This window comes from Aeromonas sp. YN13HZO-058, assembly GCF_001921245.1.
Lineage (GTDB): Bacteria > Pseudomonadota > Gammaproteobacteria > Enterobacterales > Aeromonadaceae > Aeromonas > Aeromonas allosaccharophila.
On sequence record NZ_MQSY01000069.1, the window covers coordinates 1 to 18,645 of the forward strand.

Below are 18,645 nucleotides of genomic sequence, written 5' to 3' on the forward strand. Positions count from 1 at the left end.
ATCCCGAAGCGGGTAGCTGACCTGGAGAAACAGGCGGGACAGTTTGTGCTGCCGGAACGAAGGGAGCGAAGTTACCCCCGCGGCGTTAAGCCAAGACCACAGAAGTAGAGTGTGAAAAAAAAGTCAATAAAAACAATGCCAGTCAGGCTTGACTGACTGGCATTAAGCCCGCGGGCCGCCTCTTGTTATGAACCTCTAGCCGGTGCTGGCTCAGGCTTTCGCCAGCCGACGCTCGATGGCATCCATCAGCATGCCGGTGATATGGACGTCGAAAGCCGCTTCAATCTCGCGAATGCAGGTCGGGCTGGTGACGTTAATCTCGGTCAGCCGATCGCCGATGATGTCGAGACCAACGAAGATAAGGCCCTTCTCTTTCAGGGCAGGGCCTACCGCGCGGGCGATGGCCCAGTCGGCGTCGCTCAGGGGACGCGCTTCACCACGGCCACCGGCCGCCAGATTGCCACGGGTCTCCCCCTGCGCCGGAATACGGGCGAGGCAGTAGGGAACCGGCTCACCGTCCACCACCAGCACCCGCTTGTCGCCATCCTTGATGGCGGGCAGATAGGTTTGCGCCATGCAGTACTGGCTGCCGTGGGCGGTCAGGGTTTCGATAATCACGCCGACGTTGGCGTCATCTTCCTTCATGCGGAAGATGGAGGCGCCTCCCATGCCGTCCAGCGGCTTGAGGATGACGTCCTTATGCTTCGCGTGGAAGGCGCGCAGCTTGTCGGCGCGGCGGGTCACCAGCGTGGTCGGGGTGTGTTCGGCAAACCAGGCGGTGTAGAGCTTCTCGTTGGCATCGCGCAGGCTCTGCGGCTTGTTGACGATAAGGCAACCCTCATCCTCGGCCCGCTCCAGCATGTAGGTGGCGTAGATAAATTCGGTGTCGAACGGCGGATCCTTGCGCATCAGGATCACATCGAGGTTGGAGAGCGGCTGATCCACCACCTCACCCAGCGTGTACCAGTCGGCATAGTCATATTTGACGGTGAGCGGGCGCATGGTGCCAAAGGCGCGACCGGCTTCCATGTAGAGATCCTTCATCTCCAGATAGAACAGCTCATAGCCGCGCTTTTGCGCCTCTTCGAGCATGGCAAAGCTGGAATCTTTCTTGATGTTTATGGCCGAGATGGGATCCATCACGATGCCGAGTTTAATGGTCATCCGCTGTTCCTTTTTAATGGCTCGATAGGGTTGTAGGGTCGATTAGCGCAGCGTAATCGCCCGCTTGAGGCTGCGTCGATGCATGATGCGGCCGATAGTATCAAGCGAGATCGCCAAAGCGGCACTGCAGCGCAGTGATCGCCGTCAGGGCGGCGGTTTCGGTGCGCAGCACCCGCGGCCCCAGCAGCATCTCTTTGAAATCTTCCTGCACGGTACGGGCGATCTCGTCGCTCGACAATCCCCCTTCCGGGCCAATCAGCAGGCGCACGCCGTGCTCGGGAACGGGCAGGGTGTTGATGCTGTACTCGGCGCGCGGGTGCAGGTTGAGCTTGAGCTCTTTGGTCTCTTCCGCCAGCCAGGCGTCCAGCTCCATCGGCATGCGCACCTCTGGCACCACGTTGCGGCCGCACTGTTCGCAGGCGCTGATCACCACCTTCTGCCACTGCTCGCGCTTCTTCTCCAGTCGATCGGCCGGCAGCTTGACGCCGCAGCGCTCGGAGAAGAGCGGAGTGATGCAGGTGACGCCCAGCTCCACCGATTTCTGGATGGTGAAATCCATCTTGTCGCCACGGCTGATCACCTGCCCGAGGTGGATGGCGAAGGGGGACTCCACCGATTGGGCATCGCAGCGGTCGATGGTCACTTCAACCGACTTTTTGCCGACGCTGGCGATGGTGGCGGGATATTGATTGCCATCGCCGTTGAACAGCTCGAGCTGCTGGCCCGGCTGCATGCGCAGTACCCGGCCGATATGGTTGGCGCCGTCTTCCGACAGGGCGATGGTCTGGCCAACTTGCAGGGTGGCCGGTTCATAGATACGTGGAATGCGCATGGCTGATTGTCAGTCTCTTGCTTGGAAACCCTTCATATCCTGCTGCGAGGCGGCGAGCAAGGCTCACGCGGCAGTGGGGAAGGGCTTCATGATAGGAGGGGCGATCCCCTCCCTGGTCAAATGGGGTTATTGGCACTGCTTTTCAATAAAGGGATTGGTATTGCCCTGCAGCTTGCCGATGCGGCGGTTGCGCTCGCACTCCCAGCCTTCTGCCGGGTACTGGCGATCCCAGGCTTCAAACAGTTTACGCTGTTGCGCCGCCAGACGCAGCCCATACTGCTGGCTCATGTAGAGGTAGGCGCGGGCGATCTGGCCCCGTACCGGCCCCTTGGGCGGTTGCACCCGACGATCCTTGAAATCCACCAGCATCTGGCACTGACCGTACTGATCCGGCTTGCCGTTCCAGTCGGAGAAGCGGTAGTTGGCCCGATCGCCATTTACCTCGCCTATGGCGGGGAACAGGTTGTGCATGTCCCCCTCCATCTTGTTGAACTCGGGGCTCGCTTTTTCGCAGTTCTTGCGACCGCCATCCTGCCAGCACTGCAGCTGGTGGCCGAACTCCCAGGCCGGTACCACGTGCTCCCACTCGATGCGGGCGGCGCGCTTGGGCTGCTTGCGCGGCTCGTAGCCGCAGCTGGCGAGATCCGGGCTCATCTTCTTGCCCTGATAGTCGATGTCGCAGCCGCAGTAGAAGGTAGTGACTGCAGGCTGGCTGCGATAGAGCTTCACCAGATCCTGCTTGGCTTCACGAAAGGTCTGGGCGTGCAGGGGCGCGCTGAGCAGCGGTAAACCGGCCAGCAGGGTCAGGGCGAGGGAGGAGATGAAACGCATGGGATTCCTTGCAAACGGGGTGATTGACGAACGATGGCGGGCACCCTACCACAGGGGTGCGACACAAGCTGGCTTACTGCTCTGGCTCCGGCTGTTCCCGCTCCAGCGGCTGCTTGCAGCGGCGACAGTGATAGCGGGCCTCGCCACGCACCACCTTGTTGTGGCGGCGTATCGACAGCTGATGCTGCTGGCAGTGGCAGCGATAGGGCACGGTGCGCTGGGCCAATACCGCCAGATCGAAGCTGTGGGTGGTTCTGGGCTCAAGGCCGAACACCTCCCGCATCACCGACTGCCACTGCTTGCCGTGAGGCAACACCCGGTTTTTGCCACGCCCTTCACCGCTATGTTCACCCCAAAGGGCATGAACCAGCAGATGGGCCACCTCGTGGGGCACCACCTCATCCAGAAACGCCTGCTGGTTGGCCTGATAGAGGGCGGGATTGAAACGCAGCTCCCAGGTTTGCAGCCGCGCCGAACCCGCCGCCCGGCCCCGCATATTGCAGTAGATCCGCGGGCGTGGAAAGGTGCGGCCAAGGCGCGCCTCGGCCTGCACAAAACAGGCTTCTACGCGTTGTTGCAGCAGGGCGACAAGCTGGGCAGGAGTGGCAGACATCAACATCTCGTCAGGTAGCGGATAAGCAAAAGGGGAGCCAGGCTCCCCTTTTATCACAACAGCGAGCCTTACAGGCCAGCGGCAGAACGCAGCAGTTCGGCCTTGTCGGTCTGTTCCCACGGGAACTCGTCGCGACCGAAGTGACCGTAGGCAGCGGTAGCCTGGTAGATCGGGCGCTTCAGATCCAGCATCTGGATCAGGCCATACGGACGCAGCTCGAAGTGCTCGCGTACCAGTTTGACCAGCAGATCTTCGGCGACCTTGGCAGTACCGAAGGTCTCGACGCTGATGGAGGTCGGCTCGGCCACGCCGATGGCGTAGGAGATCTGGATTTCACAGCGATCGGCCAGGCCGGCGGCAACGATGTTTTTGGCAACGTAGCGGGCGGCGTAGGCAGCGGAGCGGTCAACCTTGGACGGATCCTTGCCGGAGAAGGCGCCACCACCGTGACGGGCCATACCGCCGTAGGTGTCGACGATGATCTTGCGACCGGTCAGACCGCAGTCACCCATCGGGCCGCCGATAACGAAACGGCCGGTCGGGTTGATGAAGTATTTGGTGTCCTTGTTGACCCACTCGGCCGGCAGCACCGGCTTGATGATCTCTTCGCGTACCGCTTCAACCAGATCTTTGTGGCTGATGGATTCGGCGTGCTGGGTAGACAGTACCACGGCATCGACACCGATGATCTTGCCTGCGTCGTCGTAGGCGAAGGTCAGCTGGCTCTTGGCATCCGGACGCAGCCACGGCAGGGTACCGTTCTTGCGCACTTCAGCCTGACGCTTCACCAGCAGGTGAGAGTAGGTGATGGGGGCGGGCATCAGCACGTCGGTTTCGTTGGTGGCGTAGCCGAACATCAGGCCCTGGTCGCCCGCGCCCTGCTCCAGCGGATCGCTGCGGTCAACACCCTGGTTGATATCCGGGGACTGCTTGCCGATGGCATTCAGCACGGCGCAAGAGTCAGCGTCGAAGCCCATGTCGGAGTGGGTGTAGCCGATTTCACGCACGGTATCACGCACGATCTCTTCGATATCAACCCAGGCAGAGGTGGTTACTTCGCCGGCCACCATGACCATACCGGTCTTGACCAGGGTCTCACAGGCGACACGGGCCTTGGTATCTTGCTTGAGGATGGCGTCCAGTACCGCATCGGAGATCTGGTCCGCAATCTTGTCGGGATGGCCTTCGGAGACCGACTCGGAAGTAAACAGCTTTGCCATGATGGGAGTCTCAGCTTGTCTGGGTTATCGCCACAGCAATAACCGGGTGAATGGGATGGTGTAGAGGTATCTACATCTGGACGTCTATTTTAATTAGCGCCCCCCGCGATTGCCAGCACTATTTTGTCGTGGCATCGCAAGCCAGCTACTAATGGCTCCTTGCTATCCCCAAGGGGGTGGAAATCAAACGTTTGCATCTGTCCTCTTTGGTCAAAAGCAGCCAAGAAAAGCGATTGTCCTCCCAAAGCCACTTTATTCGTCCAGATAACATTTGCACGCCGCGCGCCCTGCTGGGACAATAACGCGCCTTAATCTTGGCCATCAAATGAAGCAATCGCAGGAGATTCAGATGCCTTCTCGTAAAGAGCTTGCCAATGCCATTCGTGCATTGAGTATGGATGCCGTTCAAAAAGCCAACTCCGGTCACCCGGGCGCCCCCATGGGAATGGCGGATATCGCCGAAGTGCTGTGGCGTAGCCACCTCAAACATAACCCGAACAACCCCAAGTGGGCCGACCGCGACCGTTTCATTCTCTCCAACGGCCACGGCTCCATGCTGCTGTACTCCCTGCTGCATCTCTCCGGTTATGACCTCTCCATCGACGATCTGAAAAACTTCCGCCAACTGCACTCTCGCACCCCGGGTCACCCGGAGTACGGCTATGCACCGGGCGTTGAAACCACCACTGGCCCGCTGGGTCAGGGCATCACCAACGCCGTTGGTATGGCGATCGCCGAAAAAGCCATGGCTGAGCAGTTCAACCAGCCGGGCCACGACATCGTTGACCACTACACCTACGCCTTTATGGGCGACGGCTGCCTGATGGAAGGTATCTCCCACGAAGCGTGCTCCCTGGCAGGTACCCTGCAACTGGGCAAGCTGATCGCGTTCTGGGATGACAACGGTATCTCCATCGACGGTCACGTTGAAGGCTGGTTCACCGACGACACCGTCAAGCGTTTCGAAGCCTACGGCTGGCACGTTATCCCGGCTGTTGACGGTCACAGCCCGGAAGCCATCAATGCCGCCATCGAAGCCGCCAAGGCCGAGACCGGCAAGCCGACCCTGATCTGCTGCCGCACCATCATCGGTTACGGTTCACCGAACAAGTCCGGTTCTCACGACTGCCACGGCTCACCGCTGGGCAACGACGAGATCGCCGCGGCTCGCGCGTTCCTGAAGTGGGACCACGCACCGTTCGTTATCCCGGCCGACATCGCTGCCGAGTGGAACGGTCAGGAGAAGGGCGCCAAGCTGGAAGCTGACTGGGCTGCCAAGTTCGCCGCCTATGAAGCCGCTCACCCGACCCTGGCTGCCGAATTCAAGCGCCGTACCACTGGCGAACTGCCTGCCAACTGGGCTGCCGAATCCGCCAAGATCATCGAAACCCTGCAGGCCAACCCGGCCAAGATCGCAACCCGTAAAGCGTCCCAGAACTCTCTGGAAGCGTTCGGCAAGCTGCTGCCGGAGTTCATGGGTGGTTCTGCCGACCTGGCGCCGTCCAACCTGACCATGTGGTCCGGTTCCAAGTCCCTGACCAACGACGATGCCTCCGGCAACTACATCCACTACGGTGTACGCGAGTTCGGCATGTCCGCCATCATGAACGGTATCGCCCTGCACGGTGGTTTCATCCCCTACGGCGCCACCTTCATGATGTTCATGGAGTATGCCCGCAACGCCCTGCGCATGGCCGCCCTGATGAAGCAGCGCGTCATCTTCGTTTACACCCACGACTCCATCGGTCTGGGTGAAGATGGCCCGACTCACCAGCCGGTTGAGCAGATCGCGTCCCTGCGTCTGACCCCGAACATGAGCACCTGGCGTCCGTGTGACCAGGTTGAATCCGCGATCGCCTGGAAGCACGCCATCGAGCGTACCGACGGTCCGACTTCCCTGATCTTCTCCCGTCAGAACCTGGCCCAGATGGACCGTACTGCTCAGCAACTGGCCGACACCGCCAAGGGTGGCTACGTGCTGAAGGATTGCGCCGGTACCCCTGAGCTGATCCTGATCGCCACCGGTTCCGAAGTGGAGCTGGCCGTTGCCGCTTACGAGCAGCTGACTGCCAAGGGCCGTGCCGTGCGCGTGGTCTCTCTGCCTTGTACCGACGTGTTCGACGCCCAGTCTGCCGAGTACAAAGAGTCCGTCCTGCCGTCTTCCGTCACCAAGCGTGTGGCCATCGAAGCAGGCATCGCTGACTACTGGTACAAGTACGTCGGTTTCGGCGGCAAGATCATCGGTATGACCACCTTCGGTGAGTCTGCACCGGCCGAGCTGCTGTTCAAGGAATTCGGCTTTACCGTGGAAAACGTGGTTGCGACTGCTGAATCCCTGTAATCGCTGAATATTGGGTCGCTCTGACTCAATAGCCGGAACGATAAAACGCCCTCCATCGCAAGATGGGGGGCGTTTTTTATTCACATTAGAGATTTTTATTAGTGTTGATTTGTTATATCAAAAGCTTTTATTCTTGATTATGAAAATTCAGATATAGAAAAATAATTCACGACGATGCATAAAAGGATCAATATGGACCGCTTTCGGTTGATAACAAAGAAACTATTAAGTACTAATTATAAAAATAGTATTCTAATAGCATCACTCATTACCATAATTGTATCCCCAATATTTATTTATGTTAATATTTTTAATGGTGTGATATCACATGAACACTCTCGCTGGGCTGAGTTTGGTTCAGCAATTGGTGGGATCTATGCCCCAATAGTTGGGGGGCTCACGTTATTTGTTTTACTCCGTCAGGTTGGTTTGCAGGAACAGGTAAACGACCAGTATTATTTACAGCAGGCAAGAGAGGATATCGAGTTTTATGCGTCACAATTATCGACTATCCTCGATGACCCCTTGGTTGGTGACGTGTCATTGCGTGCGGTGCTTCATGAGAGGTTTATGTTATGTAACACTGAAACTTTATCTTCTGAAGAGATGAAAGAGATTGCTATCGATATTCATCGAGTAATACCTAAATCGATTGATATGTGGTCTGCAATTTATCATATTTTAATCGGTTTAACTGCTGTTGATTCTGCTCAATTCAAAATGACATTATCGTCATCTAAACAGAAGCTTATTGCATTGCTTAGTATAGAAATTTGTGTGGCTTTAGATAATCTTCATTTTTCTCGGTCACATGAAACTTGTAGCTTCAACTATGAGTTTAGCCCCTACTTGGATAAAGTTAATTAAAAGTCCGTAGGTTCGATTCATGTACAGCTCGTAGGTTCGATTAGCGAAGCGTAATCGGACGTTCGCGTTCTTTAAGACGATGCCATAAAAATAATGCCCCACATGTTACATAAAAAGAGACCGGCTATCAGCCGGTCTCATTTTATTATTTAACACAAACAAACTTTATGCCTGCGGCGGGGTACTTTCTGCGTTGGACATCACCGCATCCATTTGCACCAGGGCTCCGGCGGGCAGTTCACTGACTCCGAATACGGTGCGGGCGGGCAGATAGCTCGGGAAATATTTGGTGTAGACGGCGTTAACCGCATCCAGATCGGCGATATTGCCGAGCTGGATATTCACCTTGACGATATCGTCCATCACATGGCCGATGCTCTCCACAATCGCCTTGATATTGCTCAGGCACTGGGCGGTCTGCTCTTTGACGCAGCCAGTCAGGATCTTGCCGGTGGCGGGGTCAATCGGCAGTTGCGCAGACAGATGGTTGTAGTGGGAAAAGGCGACGGTCTGGCAATGGAGCGGGCTGCGTGGTGCCTTGTCGGTATTGCGGGCGCTGATCACCAGATTGTGTCTGTCTTCCACCAGTTGTGGCGGGGTGCCGTCACCGTGGGAGATGACCGCATCCATCTGCACCCGTGCCCCCATGGGCAGGGCGGCGGCACTGACCACCGAGCGGGCGGGCAGATAGGCCACGGCGCGGGCAATAGCAGAGTCGGGGAAGAAGGTGGTGTAGACCTCGTTGACGGCCTCCAGATCGGCCAGATCGGTCAGATAGACGGTGACCTTGACGATATCGTCAAACGGCACGTCGATGCTCTCCAGCACGTGCTTGATGTTGCGCAGGCACTGACCCGCCTGCTCCTTGATGCCACCGGCGACCAGCTGGCCCGAGGCGGCCTCGACCGGCAGCTGGGCGCCGATATTGTTGTAGTGGGAGAAGGCCACGGTGTGAGTGGAGAGCGGATTGTGCGGCGCCTTGTCACTGTTGCGGGCCAGTTTAATCAGCGGGCAGGGGGCTTGCGGGAAGGTGCCTTCGCCGTTGGAGATGATGGCATCGATCTGCACCAGCGCGCCCAGCGGCAGGGCGGCGACGGCGAGAGTGGTGCGGGTCGGCAGATAGCCCGGGAAGAATTCGCGATAGACGGCGTTGACCGCCTCCAGATCCGCCATCTCTTTCAGGAAGATGGTCGCTTTGACCATATCGTCCATCACATGGCCGATGCTCTCGATGATCGCCTTGAGGTTGCTCAGGCACTGTCTGGCCTGCGCAGTGACATCACCACTCACCATCTTGCCGCTGATCGGATCGACCGGCAGCTGGGCGGAGATATTGTTGTAATGGGAGAACGCCACCGTTTGGGTGCTGGGGCCCAGATCCTGGGGTGCATGGGTGGTATTTCTTGCCGACTTGATGATGGTGCCACTCATAGATATGCCTCTTTTTAATATTTGTTGTTAATTCAGGTACAGGTTGACCCCATCTTGTTGTGCGCCATGGCCACTGCGCCAGCGGCGGCATCCCCGGTTATTATTTGTGATCCACTCAATAGCTGAGAGGGATAAGAGAGGAAGAGACAGGGTAGATATTTCAGACAGGGCGATTCTATGAGTGGCTATCAGGGGTTGCAAACCACGGATTGCATTTCTATGAGATGGCTCAACGCTCGCAAATTTAATGTGATTGCTATTCAATTCACGCTGAATAGTCACCCGTTTGCCCGCCAATGGCCCTGCATCGAGCAGTAGCCCAGTCAGGGCGGGTGTTGGGGCGCAAGCCTTGGCAGAACAGGGCTGTGAATAAAGGGTTAACGCCATGCAGCAGCCTGCCAGCAAACGGCATTACGGTGCATAGATATGTACTTTATGTTTTTTCAATCCTCTATCTTCAATCGTAAAAATATGCTAGCTGCCATTCATATTGCAACGGCTAAAGATGTGGCTGGAATATAATGCAAATATTTGCATGAGCGGCAGATTGATAATTATCTGGCAGTCACAGTATAGCCGCAGATGTGAGGCGATTTTAGCTCGCGATATATAGCGAGATATTCCATAAGATTGCAGCAAAAAATATGGGCTTCATGGTGCGTGATGGTAAGCGCAGGAAAATGGCGGGGTTGTCATGGCTGTGTTGTCATGGCGAGATGGAGGGCAGGGTGAGCGAGCCAATCAGGCCGAGCTTTCACAAACCCGAGCGCAAAGCCGATTCGATGAAAGAATCGCCCCGATGAAAGCGCCGTCCGATAAAGCGATAGCACGCCATCAAACGCAACAGCCCCGAACTTGGTCAGATCGGGGCTGTTGTGGGGCCGTTGCGGGGCTGCTGTGGGTCTATGAGGGGGCGAACGAGCGCGCTTGGCAGGGGTTATCCCGCGGGATAAAGCGCCCCCAGCACGGCCGGACGGCTGGCGCCGGTGACGGCGGGCAGGTTGCCCGGCTTGCGGTGGACAAAGCACATCGCCAGCCAGGCAAAGGCAGCGCCTTCTACCCAGTCGGGGGCCAGCCCCAGCTCGGCAGTGCTGGCGATGCGCCATGCGGGTAGCAGGCTGGCCAGCTCCTTTAGCAGCGGGGCGTTATGGGCACCGCCGCCGCAGACAAACAGCTCGGCTTTCGGCTGGCTGGCACCGACAGATTCGGGCCGGGCGGGCAGTTGGCGGGCGATGCTGTGGCTGGTGAGCGCCTGCAGGGTGCGCTGCACATCCACTGGGGCGTATGTCGTGCCTGCCAGCTCGCCATCGAGCCAATCGAGGGTGAACATCTCCCGTCCGGTGCTCTTGGGGGCGGGGGCGGCGAAATAGGGGTGAGCCAGCAGCGTGTCCAGCAGGGCCGGGATTGGTTTACCGCTGGCGGCCCATTGGCCTCCGGCGTCATAGCTGCCGCCGTGGGGCTGATGACGGCGATACCAGCCATCGAGCAGGGTGTTGGCCGGGCCGGTATCAAAACCATACACCCCGCCCGGATTGCCCGGCAGCACCGAGATATTGGCGATGCCGCCGAGGTTCAGCACTACCCGCAGGGCGCCGGGTTTGGCAAACAGCGCCTGATGGAAGGCAGGCACCAGCGGCGCCCCCTGACCGCCGAGGGCCATATCCATGGTGCGAAAATCGGCGATCACATCGATGCCGGTCAGGGCGGCCAGCAGGGCTGCATTGCCGATCTGCAGGGTAAAGCCAAGCTGGGGGCGGTGGCGGATGGTCTGGCCGTGGCTGCCGATGGCGCGAATATCGGCGGGCGTGAGGCTCGCCTTGGCCAGCAGCGCCAGGGTCGCGGCGGCAAACTCCTGCGCAATCAGATTGTCGGCCACACCCATGCGGTCGATTTCGTTGTCGCTCGGGGTGCAGAGGGCATGCAGTGTACGGGCGGTCTCTTGCGGCCAGGGGTGACAAAGCGCCGCTTCGACCCGCAGTTCACCCCTGTCGATCATCACCAGCACGGCGTCGATACCGTCCATGCTGGTGCCTGACATCAATCCGATATAGCGTTCAGCCATTGGCTCTCCTCACTTGCTGGCCGGGATACTCCGGTTCCCGACACCCATCCGATATGGCGCTCAGCCATGCGTTCACTTCAATCGGGTTGCCAGGCGCGGGCTCAATAAAAGGGGCTGGCAGGGCTTTCACCCTGCCAGCCCTGATGGCTCAGTTGCCGCGACTATCCCGCCTGTTCTGGGCCAGTTGCAGCTCGGGCTTGTCGAGTTTGGCCAGTTGCGGCATCGCCAGCTTCCTGAAGTTGGCCAGCTCACGCCCGCTCAGGGTCTCGGCCTGCGGCAGGGTGAGGGTGCGCGGGTTCTTGTGAATGCCGCCCACCACGAATTCATAGTGCAGGTGCGGGCCGGTGACGCGGCCGGTGCCACCCAGGGTGCCGATGGTCTGACCCTGCTTCACCCGCTGCCCCTTGTTGACGGTGCGTTTGGAGAGGTGCAGATACTTGGTCACGTAGTTGCCGGCATGCTTGATAAAGACGTAGTTGCCGTTGAACTGGTTGTAACCGGCGGCCACCACGCTGCCGGAGCCCGCTGCCATGATGGGGGTGCCCACCGGCGCCACATAGTCGATGCCGTTGTGGGGGCGGATCTTGCCGGTCACCGGATGGAGGCGGCGTGGGTTGAAGTTGGAGCTGATGTATTTGAAGTTGACCGGCGCACGCAGGAAGCTCTTGCGCATCGCCTTGCCTTCCGGGGTGTAGTAGTTGCCATCTTCATTGAGCACGGCGCGGTAGGCTGTGCCCTGGTTGACGAACTCCGCCGCCAGAATATCGCCGGAGGCAACCCGCTCGTCGTCGCGGAACTTGTCTTCATAGACCACCCGGAAGCTGTCTCCCGGCTGCAAGTCCTGGGCAAAGTCGATATCCCAGCCGAAGATGGCGGCGAGATCCATGATCTGATCTTCCGTCATCCCCGCATCCACCGCAGCGCCCCAGAAGCTGGAGCGGATCTCGCCTTTGCTCACCTGTTCGCGGGTGTCGAGGGCGATCTTGACGTTGCGGGCGACAAATTCCTCATCCTTGCGAACTACCTTGAGCGCCTGCTCCAGACTGTGGGGGTAATAGAGGCTGTTTAGCTCGCCATGTTCGGTGAGCTTGAAGGTGAGCTCCTGACCCGGTTGCAACATCCGCAGGGGATCGCTGCCGTCGAGCTGGTCGATCAGGTGCAGATCGGTGGTGCTCAGGCCAATGCGCTGGAAGATCACCCCCATGTTGTCGCCACGGCGCACCTTCACCTGCTTGGTGATGTAGCGCGGCTTGGGCGGGGTGACGGGCTGAGCAGCCTCGGCCGTCAGCTCGTCGTTCAGTGCGTTGTCGTCAGCCGGTTCCCGCAGGGCAATCTCGTTGCCGTTTTCATCGACCCGTGTTGCTACCGCCTGTTCGCTTGGCCAGGCAGCCAGCATCATGATCATGATGCTCAAAATCAGCACCATCTTGCGGTGCCAGTGGGGGAGGGAGTTGAAGGCGTGCCAAATAACCATGGAAAGTTGATGAAGTCGGGCAGAATGGACGGATTTTACAGCCTTTCCAATTGGCCCGCCATTCCAGTAATATGTTTGGCCCTGTGGAATCGTGATTGGAGAGTCAAAAAATGTCCCAGCTCGAGGTGGCGCTAGCCGAGATCAAGCGCGGAGCGGAAGAAATTCTGGTTGAAGAAGAACTTGTCGCCAAGTTGAAGGAAGGGCGCCCGCTGCGCATCAAGTTGGGCATGGACCCGACGGCCCCCGACATTCACCTGGGTCATACCGTGATCCTCAACAAGCTGAAGACCTTCCAGGATCTGGGCCATGAGATCATCCTGCTGATCGGCGATTTCACTGCCATGGTGGGTGATCCCTCCGGCAAGAACAGCACCCGTCCGCCGCTCTCCGAAGAGGCCATCAAGCACAACGCTCTCACCTATGCAGAGCAGGCGTTCAAGATCCTCGATCCCAAGAAGACCCGCATCGAGTACAACTCCAGCTGGCTGGGCGAGCTGGGTGCGACCGGCATGATCAAGCTGGCGGCCAAGCAGACCGTGGCCCGCATGATGGAGCGCGACGACTTCAAAAAGCGCTACACCGGCGGCCAATCCATCGCGATTCACGAATTCCTCTATCCGCTGCTGCAAGGCTATGACTCGGTCGCGCTGAAGGCGGACGTCGAGCTCGGCGGTACCGATCAGAAGTTCAACCTGCTGATGGGCCGCGAGCTGCAAAAAGATGCCGGCATGGCCGCCCAGTGCGTGCTGATGATGCCGCTGCTGGTGGGTCTGGATGGCGTCAAGAAGATGTCCAAGTCCGCCGCCAACTACATCGGCGTACACGATGCCCCGGGCGAGATGTTCGGCAAGATCATGTCCATCACCGACGATCTGATGTGGAACTACTACGAGCTGCTCTCCTTCCGTCCGCTGGCTGAAATTGAAGGGTTCAAGGCGGGCATCGCTGCCGGCACCCTCAATCCGCGCGACGTGAAGATCTGGCTGGCCAAAGAGATCATCACCCGCTATCACGACGAAGCGGCGGCCGAAGCGGCCCACGAAGATTTCACCCAGCGCTTCTCCAAGAACGCCATTCCGGACGAGATGCCGGAAGTCGAGTTGGCACTGGAAGGTGAAGGGCTGGCCATTGCCAACCTGCTGAAAGAGGCCGATCTGGTGGCCACCACCTCCGAAGCGCTGCGAATGATCAAGCAGGGCGCGGTCAAGGTGGATGGCGAGAAGCTGGAAGATGGCAAGGCACTCATCGGTGCCGGTACCGCCGTCTATCAGGTTGGCAAGCGCAAGTTTGCCCGGGTGACCGTCAAGTAAGCCCTGATCGCTCAGTCCGCGCTGACGGGTCATCCAGTCTGATGCGTTGCATAAGAGAAGCCTCCCTTGCGGAGGCTTCTCTGTATGTACGATATGGGCGGGAAGCGCAGATAACAAAACCGGCATCAGGGGATGCCGGTTTTTTATTGTTTTGCGGGATTGGCGGTCTTAGCGGGCCAGCTGGACGGCGGCGCGGGCGCGGGCCGGTTGCGGGCGGAGCCTGGCTTTTGGTGCGCAGGCTTCTTTCAGGCGCAGCCACTCGCGCCACAGCAGCCAGCAGAGCGGCAGGGTGAGCAGCAGTACGGTGGCGGGCTGGGCCATCAGCACCCCGTCACGGCCCCACTGCTGTGGCAGCAGGAAGATCAGCGGCAGCAGCAGCACGGTTTTGGCGATGGAGATGAGCAGCGCCTGACGGGTGCGCGCCATGGATTGCAGCAGCACGATGCCAAACATGATGATCCCCTCCAGCGGAATGGCACCGAGGTTGAGGGTCAGGCTGCTGATGGCGGCGGCCAGCAGTTCGGGATCCTTGTCGCCGGTATAGAGCATGGCGACCTGTCCCGGCAGCAGCTGGATGGTGAGCCACACCAGCATGCCGTAGATAAAGGTGAACTTGAGCCCCATCTCCATCAGGTACTTGAGGTTGCGATGGCGCTTGGCCCCCGCCGCCTTGCTGATGAGCGGCTGAATGCCGAACGCCAGCCCCTGCAGGATGACGATAAAGACCGCCTCGGTGTAACCGGCCACGGTAAAGCCCGCCAGATCCTTCACATTGCCATACACCATCAGCTGGCTGTTGTGCAGCATCAGCAGCAGCCCGAGGTTGAACTGGGCAATCAGGCTTGGCAAACCGGTAAAGAGCAGGTTCGGCATGGCGGGGAGGTTGGGCACCAGATCCCGCCAGCTGAGGCGCAGCCGGGCCCAGGGGGTAAAGAAGTAGCCAAGGCCGATCAGGCTCACGGCGCCCTCTGCCATCAGGGTGGCTTGCGCGGTACCGATCAATCCCAGCCCCAGCCGACCAACCATGATGTAGTTGAGGATGATGTTGAGTACGGCGCCGCTGCTCACCAGCACCATGGCCAGTTTCGGGCGGCCATCGTTGCGCAGCAGATAGGGGACCGCCAGATTGCTGGCCAGCAGCAGGGTACCGCCGCCGATCCAGGTGAGGTAGTCACTCGCCTGTTTCCAGGTCTCGGTGCCCTGTTCAATCCCCAGCCCCAGCAGGATGTCGGTGTGGGTGTAATAGAGCAGAACCGGCGCAATGATCCCGAGTCCGGCCAGCAGCCAGAGGGCGTTGACCAGCGCCTGACGGGCCAGCGTGTCGTTTTTCGCCCCTTGCTGGAAGGAGATGGCGGTGGCCGCCCCCATGCTGATCATGGCGGCCAGACCAATCAGCACCATGATGACCGGATAGACCAGATTGATCCCGGCGAGGCCAGCGGCACCGACATAGTGGCCGACGAAGATGCCGTCGACGAGGTAGTAGGCCCCCGAGACCAGCATGGCAAGAATGGAGGGGAGGGCATAAACCCAGAAGCGACGGGTCATGGCCCGTTGCCGCAGTGTTAAATAGGCAGACATATCTGTTCTCTCGGGGAGCTCGAATATCGAACAGCTAGTCTAGATTAATACTTATTTGGTGATAATCAGGGTTTCACTTGATGAATTGCTGAGTATCGCTCATCAATCCTGGGTGTTGGTAGTGAGCCTTGAGCATGTCGATCAGGATGCGCAGGCCGCTGCCCAGCTGATGCCGACTGGGATAGAAGAGGTAAAAACCGGCAAAGGTGGGGCACCAGGGCTCCAGCACGGTGAGCAGTGTCCCCTCCGCGACCTTTTGACTCACCTCCTCTTCCAGACAGTAGGCCAGCCCCAGCCCCGCCTCGGCGGCCCCGAGATAGAGCGCCGGGGTGCTGGTGGTGAGCGGCCCGGTCACCTCAATTTCCAGCATGTTGCCGTCGGCGGCAAAGGCCCAGCGATAGTGGTGGTGCGGGGTGAGGCGATAGCCGATACAGGCGTGGCGGCTCAGCTCGCTCGGGTGTTCCGGCGTACCGTGCTCGGCCAGATAGGCGGGGGAGCCCACCACCAGATAGCGCTGGGGCGAGCCAAGGGGAATGCCGATCATCTCCTTGGGCAGCAAGTCCCCGTAAAAAAGCGCGGCATCGTAGCCATCTTCAATCAGCCGGGGCATCAGCTCCTGCTCCACCACCTCCACCTGCATTCTGGGATAACGGCGCAGATAGTCGATCAGCACAGGTGCCAGCAGGCTGTCGATGGCGCCACGGGGGGCGCAGAGCTTGAGTCGACCCACCGGCTCGTCGCTATTGCGGGCCAGCTCGCTGAGCGCCTCTTCCAGCGTATTGAGGGTGGGGAGCAGCTGCTTGAGCAGCCGCTGGCCCGCGTCGGTCGGCACCACGGCGCGGGTGCTGCGGTTGAGCAGCCGCACCCCCAGCCGCTCTTCCAGTCCTTTCAGGCTATGGCTGAGGGCAGAGGCGGAGACCCCGAGTTCGAGGGCGGCTTTGCTGAAACTGCGGTGGCGGGCGACGGCGGCAAACACCGCCAGTTCGGCGAGATCGGTACGGGTAATGGTCATCATCAATCAACAAAAAGGCGTGAATCCCAAGGGTACGCCATGGGCGTGCTGCACACAATCCGTGCGGAATGGATGGGTTGTTGCGCAAATGTAGCGGCTCGCAGGCCATTGATTCCAGTGAAACTAAGTTGAATTGTTAAAAAAAACTCACAATAAGGCGCTTCTAGTGTGATCTTGGTCGCCCGAAAGGCGACCCGAATCAAACTTTGGTTGATTAATTCAAAAAAACGCTGTGATTAATAGGGGCATTTAATTAAAGTCAGCCCATCAAGAGTGGTGCGCGTTAATCGGTTGTTAAGTGAGACGGGCGCCGACCCTCAGGGTCAAAATCTCGCACTGTTGTTTGTTGCGGTCTTGTTGTCACAAGGAGTGATGGCCAGGTTGCCGGGGTGCGAGAGGTTAATAACAAGGACGGACAGCAGGCGTTCCAGGGAGAGGGAACCGGGCCAAGGGCCCGAACAAACAAGAATCCCATTTTTCCTAGATGACAGGAACAACATATGTCTGACATGAATATTGCAGCTGATGGTCGTTTAGCCAGCAACACTTCCCGTGGCATCAACAAGGCCGATGTGGTCTGGATGCTGGGTCTGTACGGTACCGCGATCGGTGCCGGTGTGCTCTTCCTGCCAATCAACGCCGGTGTAGGTGGCCTGTGGCCGCTGGTTGCCATGTTGATCCTGGCCCTGCCGCTGACTTTCTTTGCTCACCGTGGTCTGGCCCGCTTCGTGCTGTCCGGCTCTACCCGTGATGGCGACATCACTGAAGTCGTAGAAGAGCACTTCGGCAAGACCGCAGGCAAATTCATCACCCTGCTCTACTTCTTTGCCATCTACCCGATCGTACTGATGTACTCAGTCGCCATCACCAACACCGTCGAGAGCGTGATTGTTCACCAGCTGGGCATGTCTGCACCTCCCCGTGCCGTCCTGTCACTGGCGCTGATCCTCGGTCTGATGGCAGTTGTTCGTCTGGGCGGCCAGGTTATCGTTAAAGCGATGAGCGTGCTGGTATTCCCGTTCGTGATCACCCTGATGGGCCTGGCGTTCTACCTGATCCCGCATTGGAATGGTGCCATCATCACTGAAGCTCCGGCCCTGTCCGACGCCTTCAACGGTGACTTCATCAAGACCCTGTGGTTGGCTATCCCGGTCATGGTGTTCTCCTTCAACCACTCCCCGATCATCTCCTCCTTCGCGGTGGATAACAAAGGTCGTTACGGTGAAGGTGCCGAGAAGAAGTGCAGCAACATCCTGCTGGGCGCCCACGTCATGATGGTAATGACCGTTATGTTCTTCGTATTCAGCTGCGTACTGAGCCTCTCTCCGGCTGACCTGGCTGCTGCCAAAGAACAGAACATCTCCATCCTGTCCTACCTGGCCAACCACTTCGACAACCCGGTTATCGCCACTGTGGCTCCGCTGATCGCCATGGTTGCCATCAGCAAATCCTTCCTGGGTCACTACCTGGGTGCGCAAGAAGGCATGAACGGCCTGATGGCCAAGGCACTGCGCGAGAAGGGCAAGAACGTTGACACCAAGCAACTGAACAAAATCACTGCCGTGTTCATGATCCTGACCACTTGGGCCATCGCCACCATCAACCCGAGCATCCTCGGCATGATCGAAGACCTGGGCGGCCCGATCATCGCAATGCTGCTGTTCCTGATGCCGATGTACGCCATCGCCAAGGTTCCTGCCATGCGCAAATACGCTGGCAACATCAGCAACGGCTTCGTGACCCTGATTGGCCTGATCGCCATGTCCGGTATCATCTACAAGCTGATTGCCTGATAACTCCGGTTAATCCTTGTGAAAAAGCCGCCTCGTTCGAGGCGGCTTTTTTATTGCCTGCTCAACAGCGTCAGACTTGCATAAACCCGGGCATATTCTCTGCACTCTGCTTAA

Annotated in this window: 14 protein-coding genes; 4 read left to right on the forward strand and 10 right to left on the reverse strand. The window is 58.7% G+C overall.

Annotated features, from left to right (window positions below):
* Positions 1–210: 210 nt before the first annotated feature.
* The 5 genes from gshB to metK all read right to left on the reverse strand — a co-directional run bounded on the left by gshB (position 211) and on the right by metK (position 4,660).
* Entirely contained in the window at positions 211–1,164 is a 954-nt protein-coding gene (gene gshB / locus BSP75_RS18180) for a glutathione synthase (protein WP_075114133.1), read from the reverse strand.
* Positions 1,165–1,264: 100 nt separating this feature from the next.
* Complete coding sequence (rsmE, locus tag BSP75_RS18185) at positions 1,265–1,996, reverse strand: 16S rRNA (uracil(1498)-N(3))-methyltransferase (protein ID WP_075114134.1); 732 nt, start codon at positions 1,994–1,996, stop codon at positions 1,265–1,267.
* Between the two features lie 126 nt (positions 1,997–2,122).
* Entirely contained in the window at positions 2,123–2,827 is a 705-nt protein-coding gene (locus tag BSP75_RS18190; RefSeq protein ID WP_075114135.1) for an endonuclease, read from the reverse strand.
* A gap of 73 nt (positions 2,828–2,900) precedes the next feature.
* Positions 2,901–3,440: a SprT family zinc-dependent metalloprotease gene (locus tag BSP75_RS18195; RefSeq protein ID WP_075114136.1), complete on the reverse strand. Its 540-nt coding sequence runs from the start codon at positions 3,438–3,440 to the stop codon at positions 2,901–2,903.
* Between the two features lie 68 nt (positions 3,441–3,508).
* The gene (gene metK, locus BSP75_RS18200) at positions 3,509–4,660 is read right to left on the reverse strand and encodes a methionine adenosyltransferase (RefSeq protein ID WP_042058491.1); all 1,152 of its coding nucleotides are present in this window, start codon (positions 4,658–4,660) and stop codon (positions 3,509–3,511) included.
* Between the two features lie 349 nt (positions 4,661–5,009).
* On the opposite strand from metK, the gene tkt reads away from it, so the two are divergent.
* Both tkt and BSP75_RS18210 read left to right on the forward strand, forming a co-directional pair.
* On the forward strand, positions 5,010–7,001 hold the full coding sequence (tkt, locus tag BSP75_RS18205) for a transketolase (RefSeq protein WP_075114137.1): 1,992 nt from the start codon (positions 5,010–5,012) through the stop codon (positions 6,999–7,001).
* 192 nt (positions 7,002–7,193) lie between these two features.
* Positions 7,194–7,868, forward strand: a complete 675-nt coding sequence (locus BSP75_RS18210) for a hypothetical protein (RefSeq protein WP_075114138.1) — start codon at positions 7,194–7,196, stop codon at positions 7,866–7,868.
* A gap of 165 nt (positions 7,869–8,033) precedes the next feature.
* On the opposite strand, the gene BSP75_RS18215 is transcribed toward BSP75_RS18210, so the two are convergent.
* The 3 genes from BSP75_RS18215 to BSP75_RS18225 all read right to left on the reverse strand — a co-directional run bounded on the left by BSP75_RS18215 (position 8,034) and on the right by BSP75_RS18225 (position 12,835).
* Entirely contained in the window at positions 8,034–9,299 is a 1,266-nt protein-coding gene (locus tag BSP75_RS18215) for a RidA family protein (protein ID WP_075114139.1), read from the reverse strand.
* Between the two features lie 937 nt (positions 9,300–10,236).
* Positions 10,237–11,361: an anhydro-N-acetylmuramic acid kinase gene (locus BSP75_RS18220; RefSeq protein WP_075114140.1), complete on the reverse strand. Its 1,125-nt coding sequence runs from the start codon at positions 11,359–11,361 to the stop codon at positions 10,237–10,239.
* Between the two features lie 148 nt (positions 11,362–11,509).
* On the reverse strand, positions 11,510–12,835 hold the full coding sequence (locus BSP75_RS18225) for a peptidoglycan DD-metalloendopeptidase family protein (RefSeq protein ID WP_075114141.1): 1,326 nt from the start codon (positions 12,833–12,835) through the stop codon (positions 11,510–11,512).
* 110 nt (positions 12,836–12,945) lie between these two features.
* Here BSP75_RS18225 and tyrS point away from each other — a divergent pair, with 110 nt between their 5' ends.
* Positions 12,946–14,145 carry a tyrosine--tRNA ligase gene (gene tyrS, locus BSP75_RS18230; RefSeq protein WP_075114142.1) on the forward strand — a complete coding sequence of 400 codons (1,200 nt, stop codon included), beginning with the start codon at positions 12,946–12,948 and terminating at the stop codon, positions 14,143–14,145.
* A gap of 168 nt (positions 14,146–14,313) precedes the next feature.
* Here the strand turns inward: tyrS and BSP75_RS18235 are convergent, their stop codons facing one another.
* Positions 14,314–15,726 (reverse strand): MATE family efflux transporter, encoded by a 1,413-nt coding sequence (locus tag BSP75_RS18235; protein ID WP_075114143.1) that lies wholly within the window; start codon positions 15,724–15,726, stop codon positions 14,314–14,316.
* A gap of 73 nt (positions 15,727–15,799) precedes the next feature.
* Positions 15,800–16,738, reverse strand: coding sequence for a LysR family transcriptional regulator (locus BSP75_RS18240; RefSeq protein ID WP_075114144.1), 939 nt, complete (start codon positions 16,736–16,738; stop codon positions 15,800–15,802).
* Positions 16,739–17,238: 500 nt separating this feature from the next.
* Between BSP75_RS18240 and BSP75_RS18245 the strand changes: the two genes are divergently transcribed.
* Positions 17,239–18,531, forward strand: a complete 1,293-nt coding sequence (locus BSP75_RS18245; protein WP_075114145.1) for an HAAAP family serine/threonine permease — start codon at positions 17,239–17,241, stop codon at positions 18,529–18,531.
* The last annotated feature ends 114 nt before the right edge of the window (positions 18,532–18,645 follow it).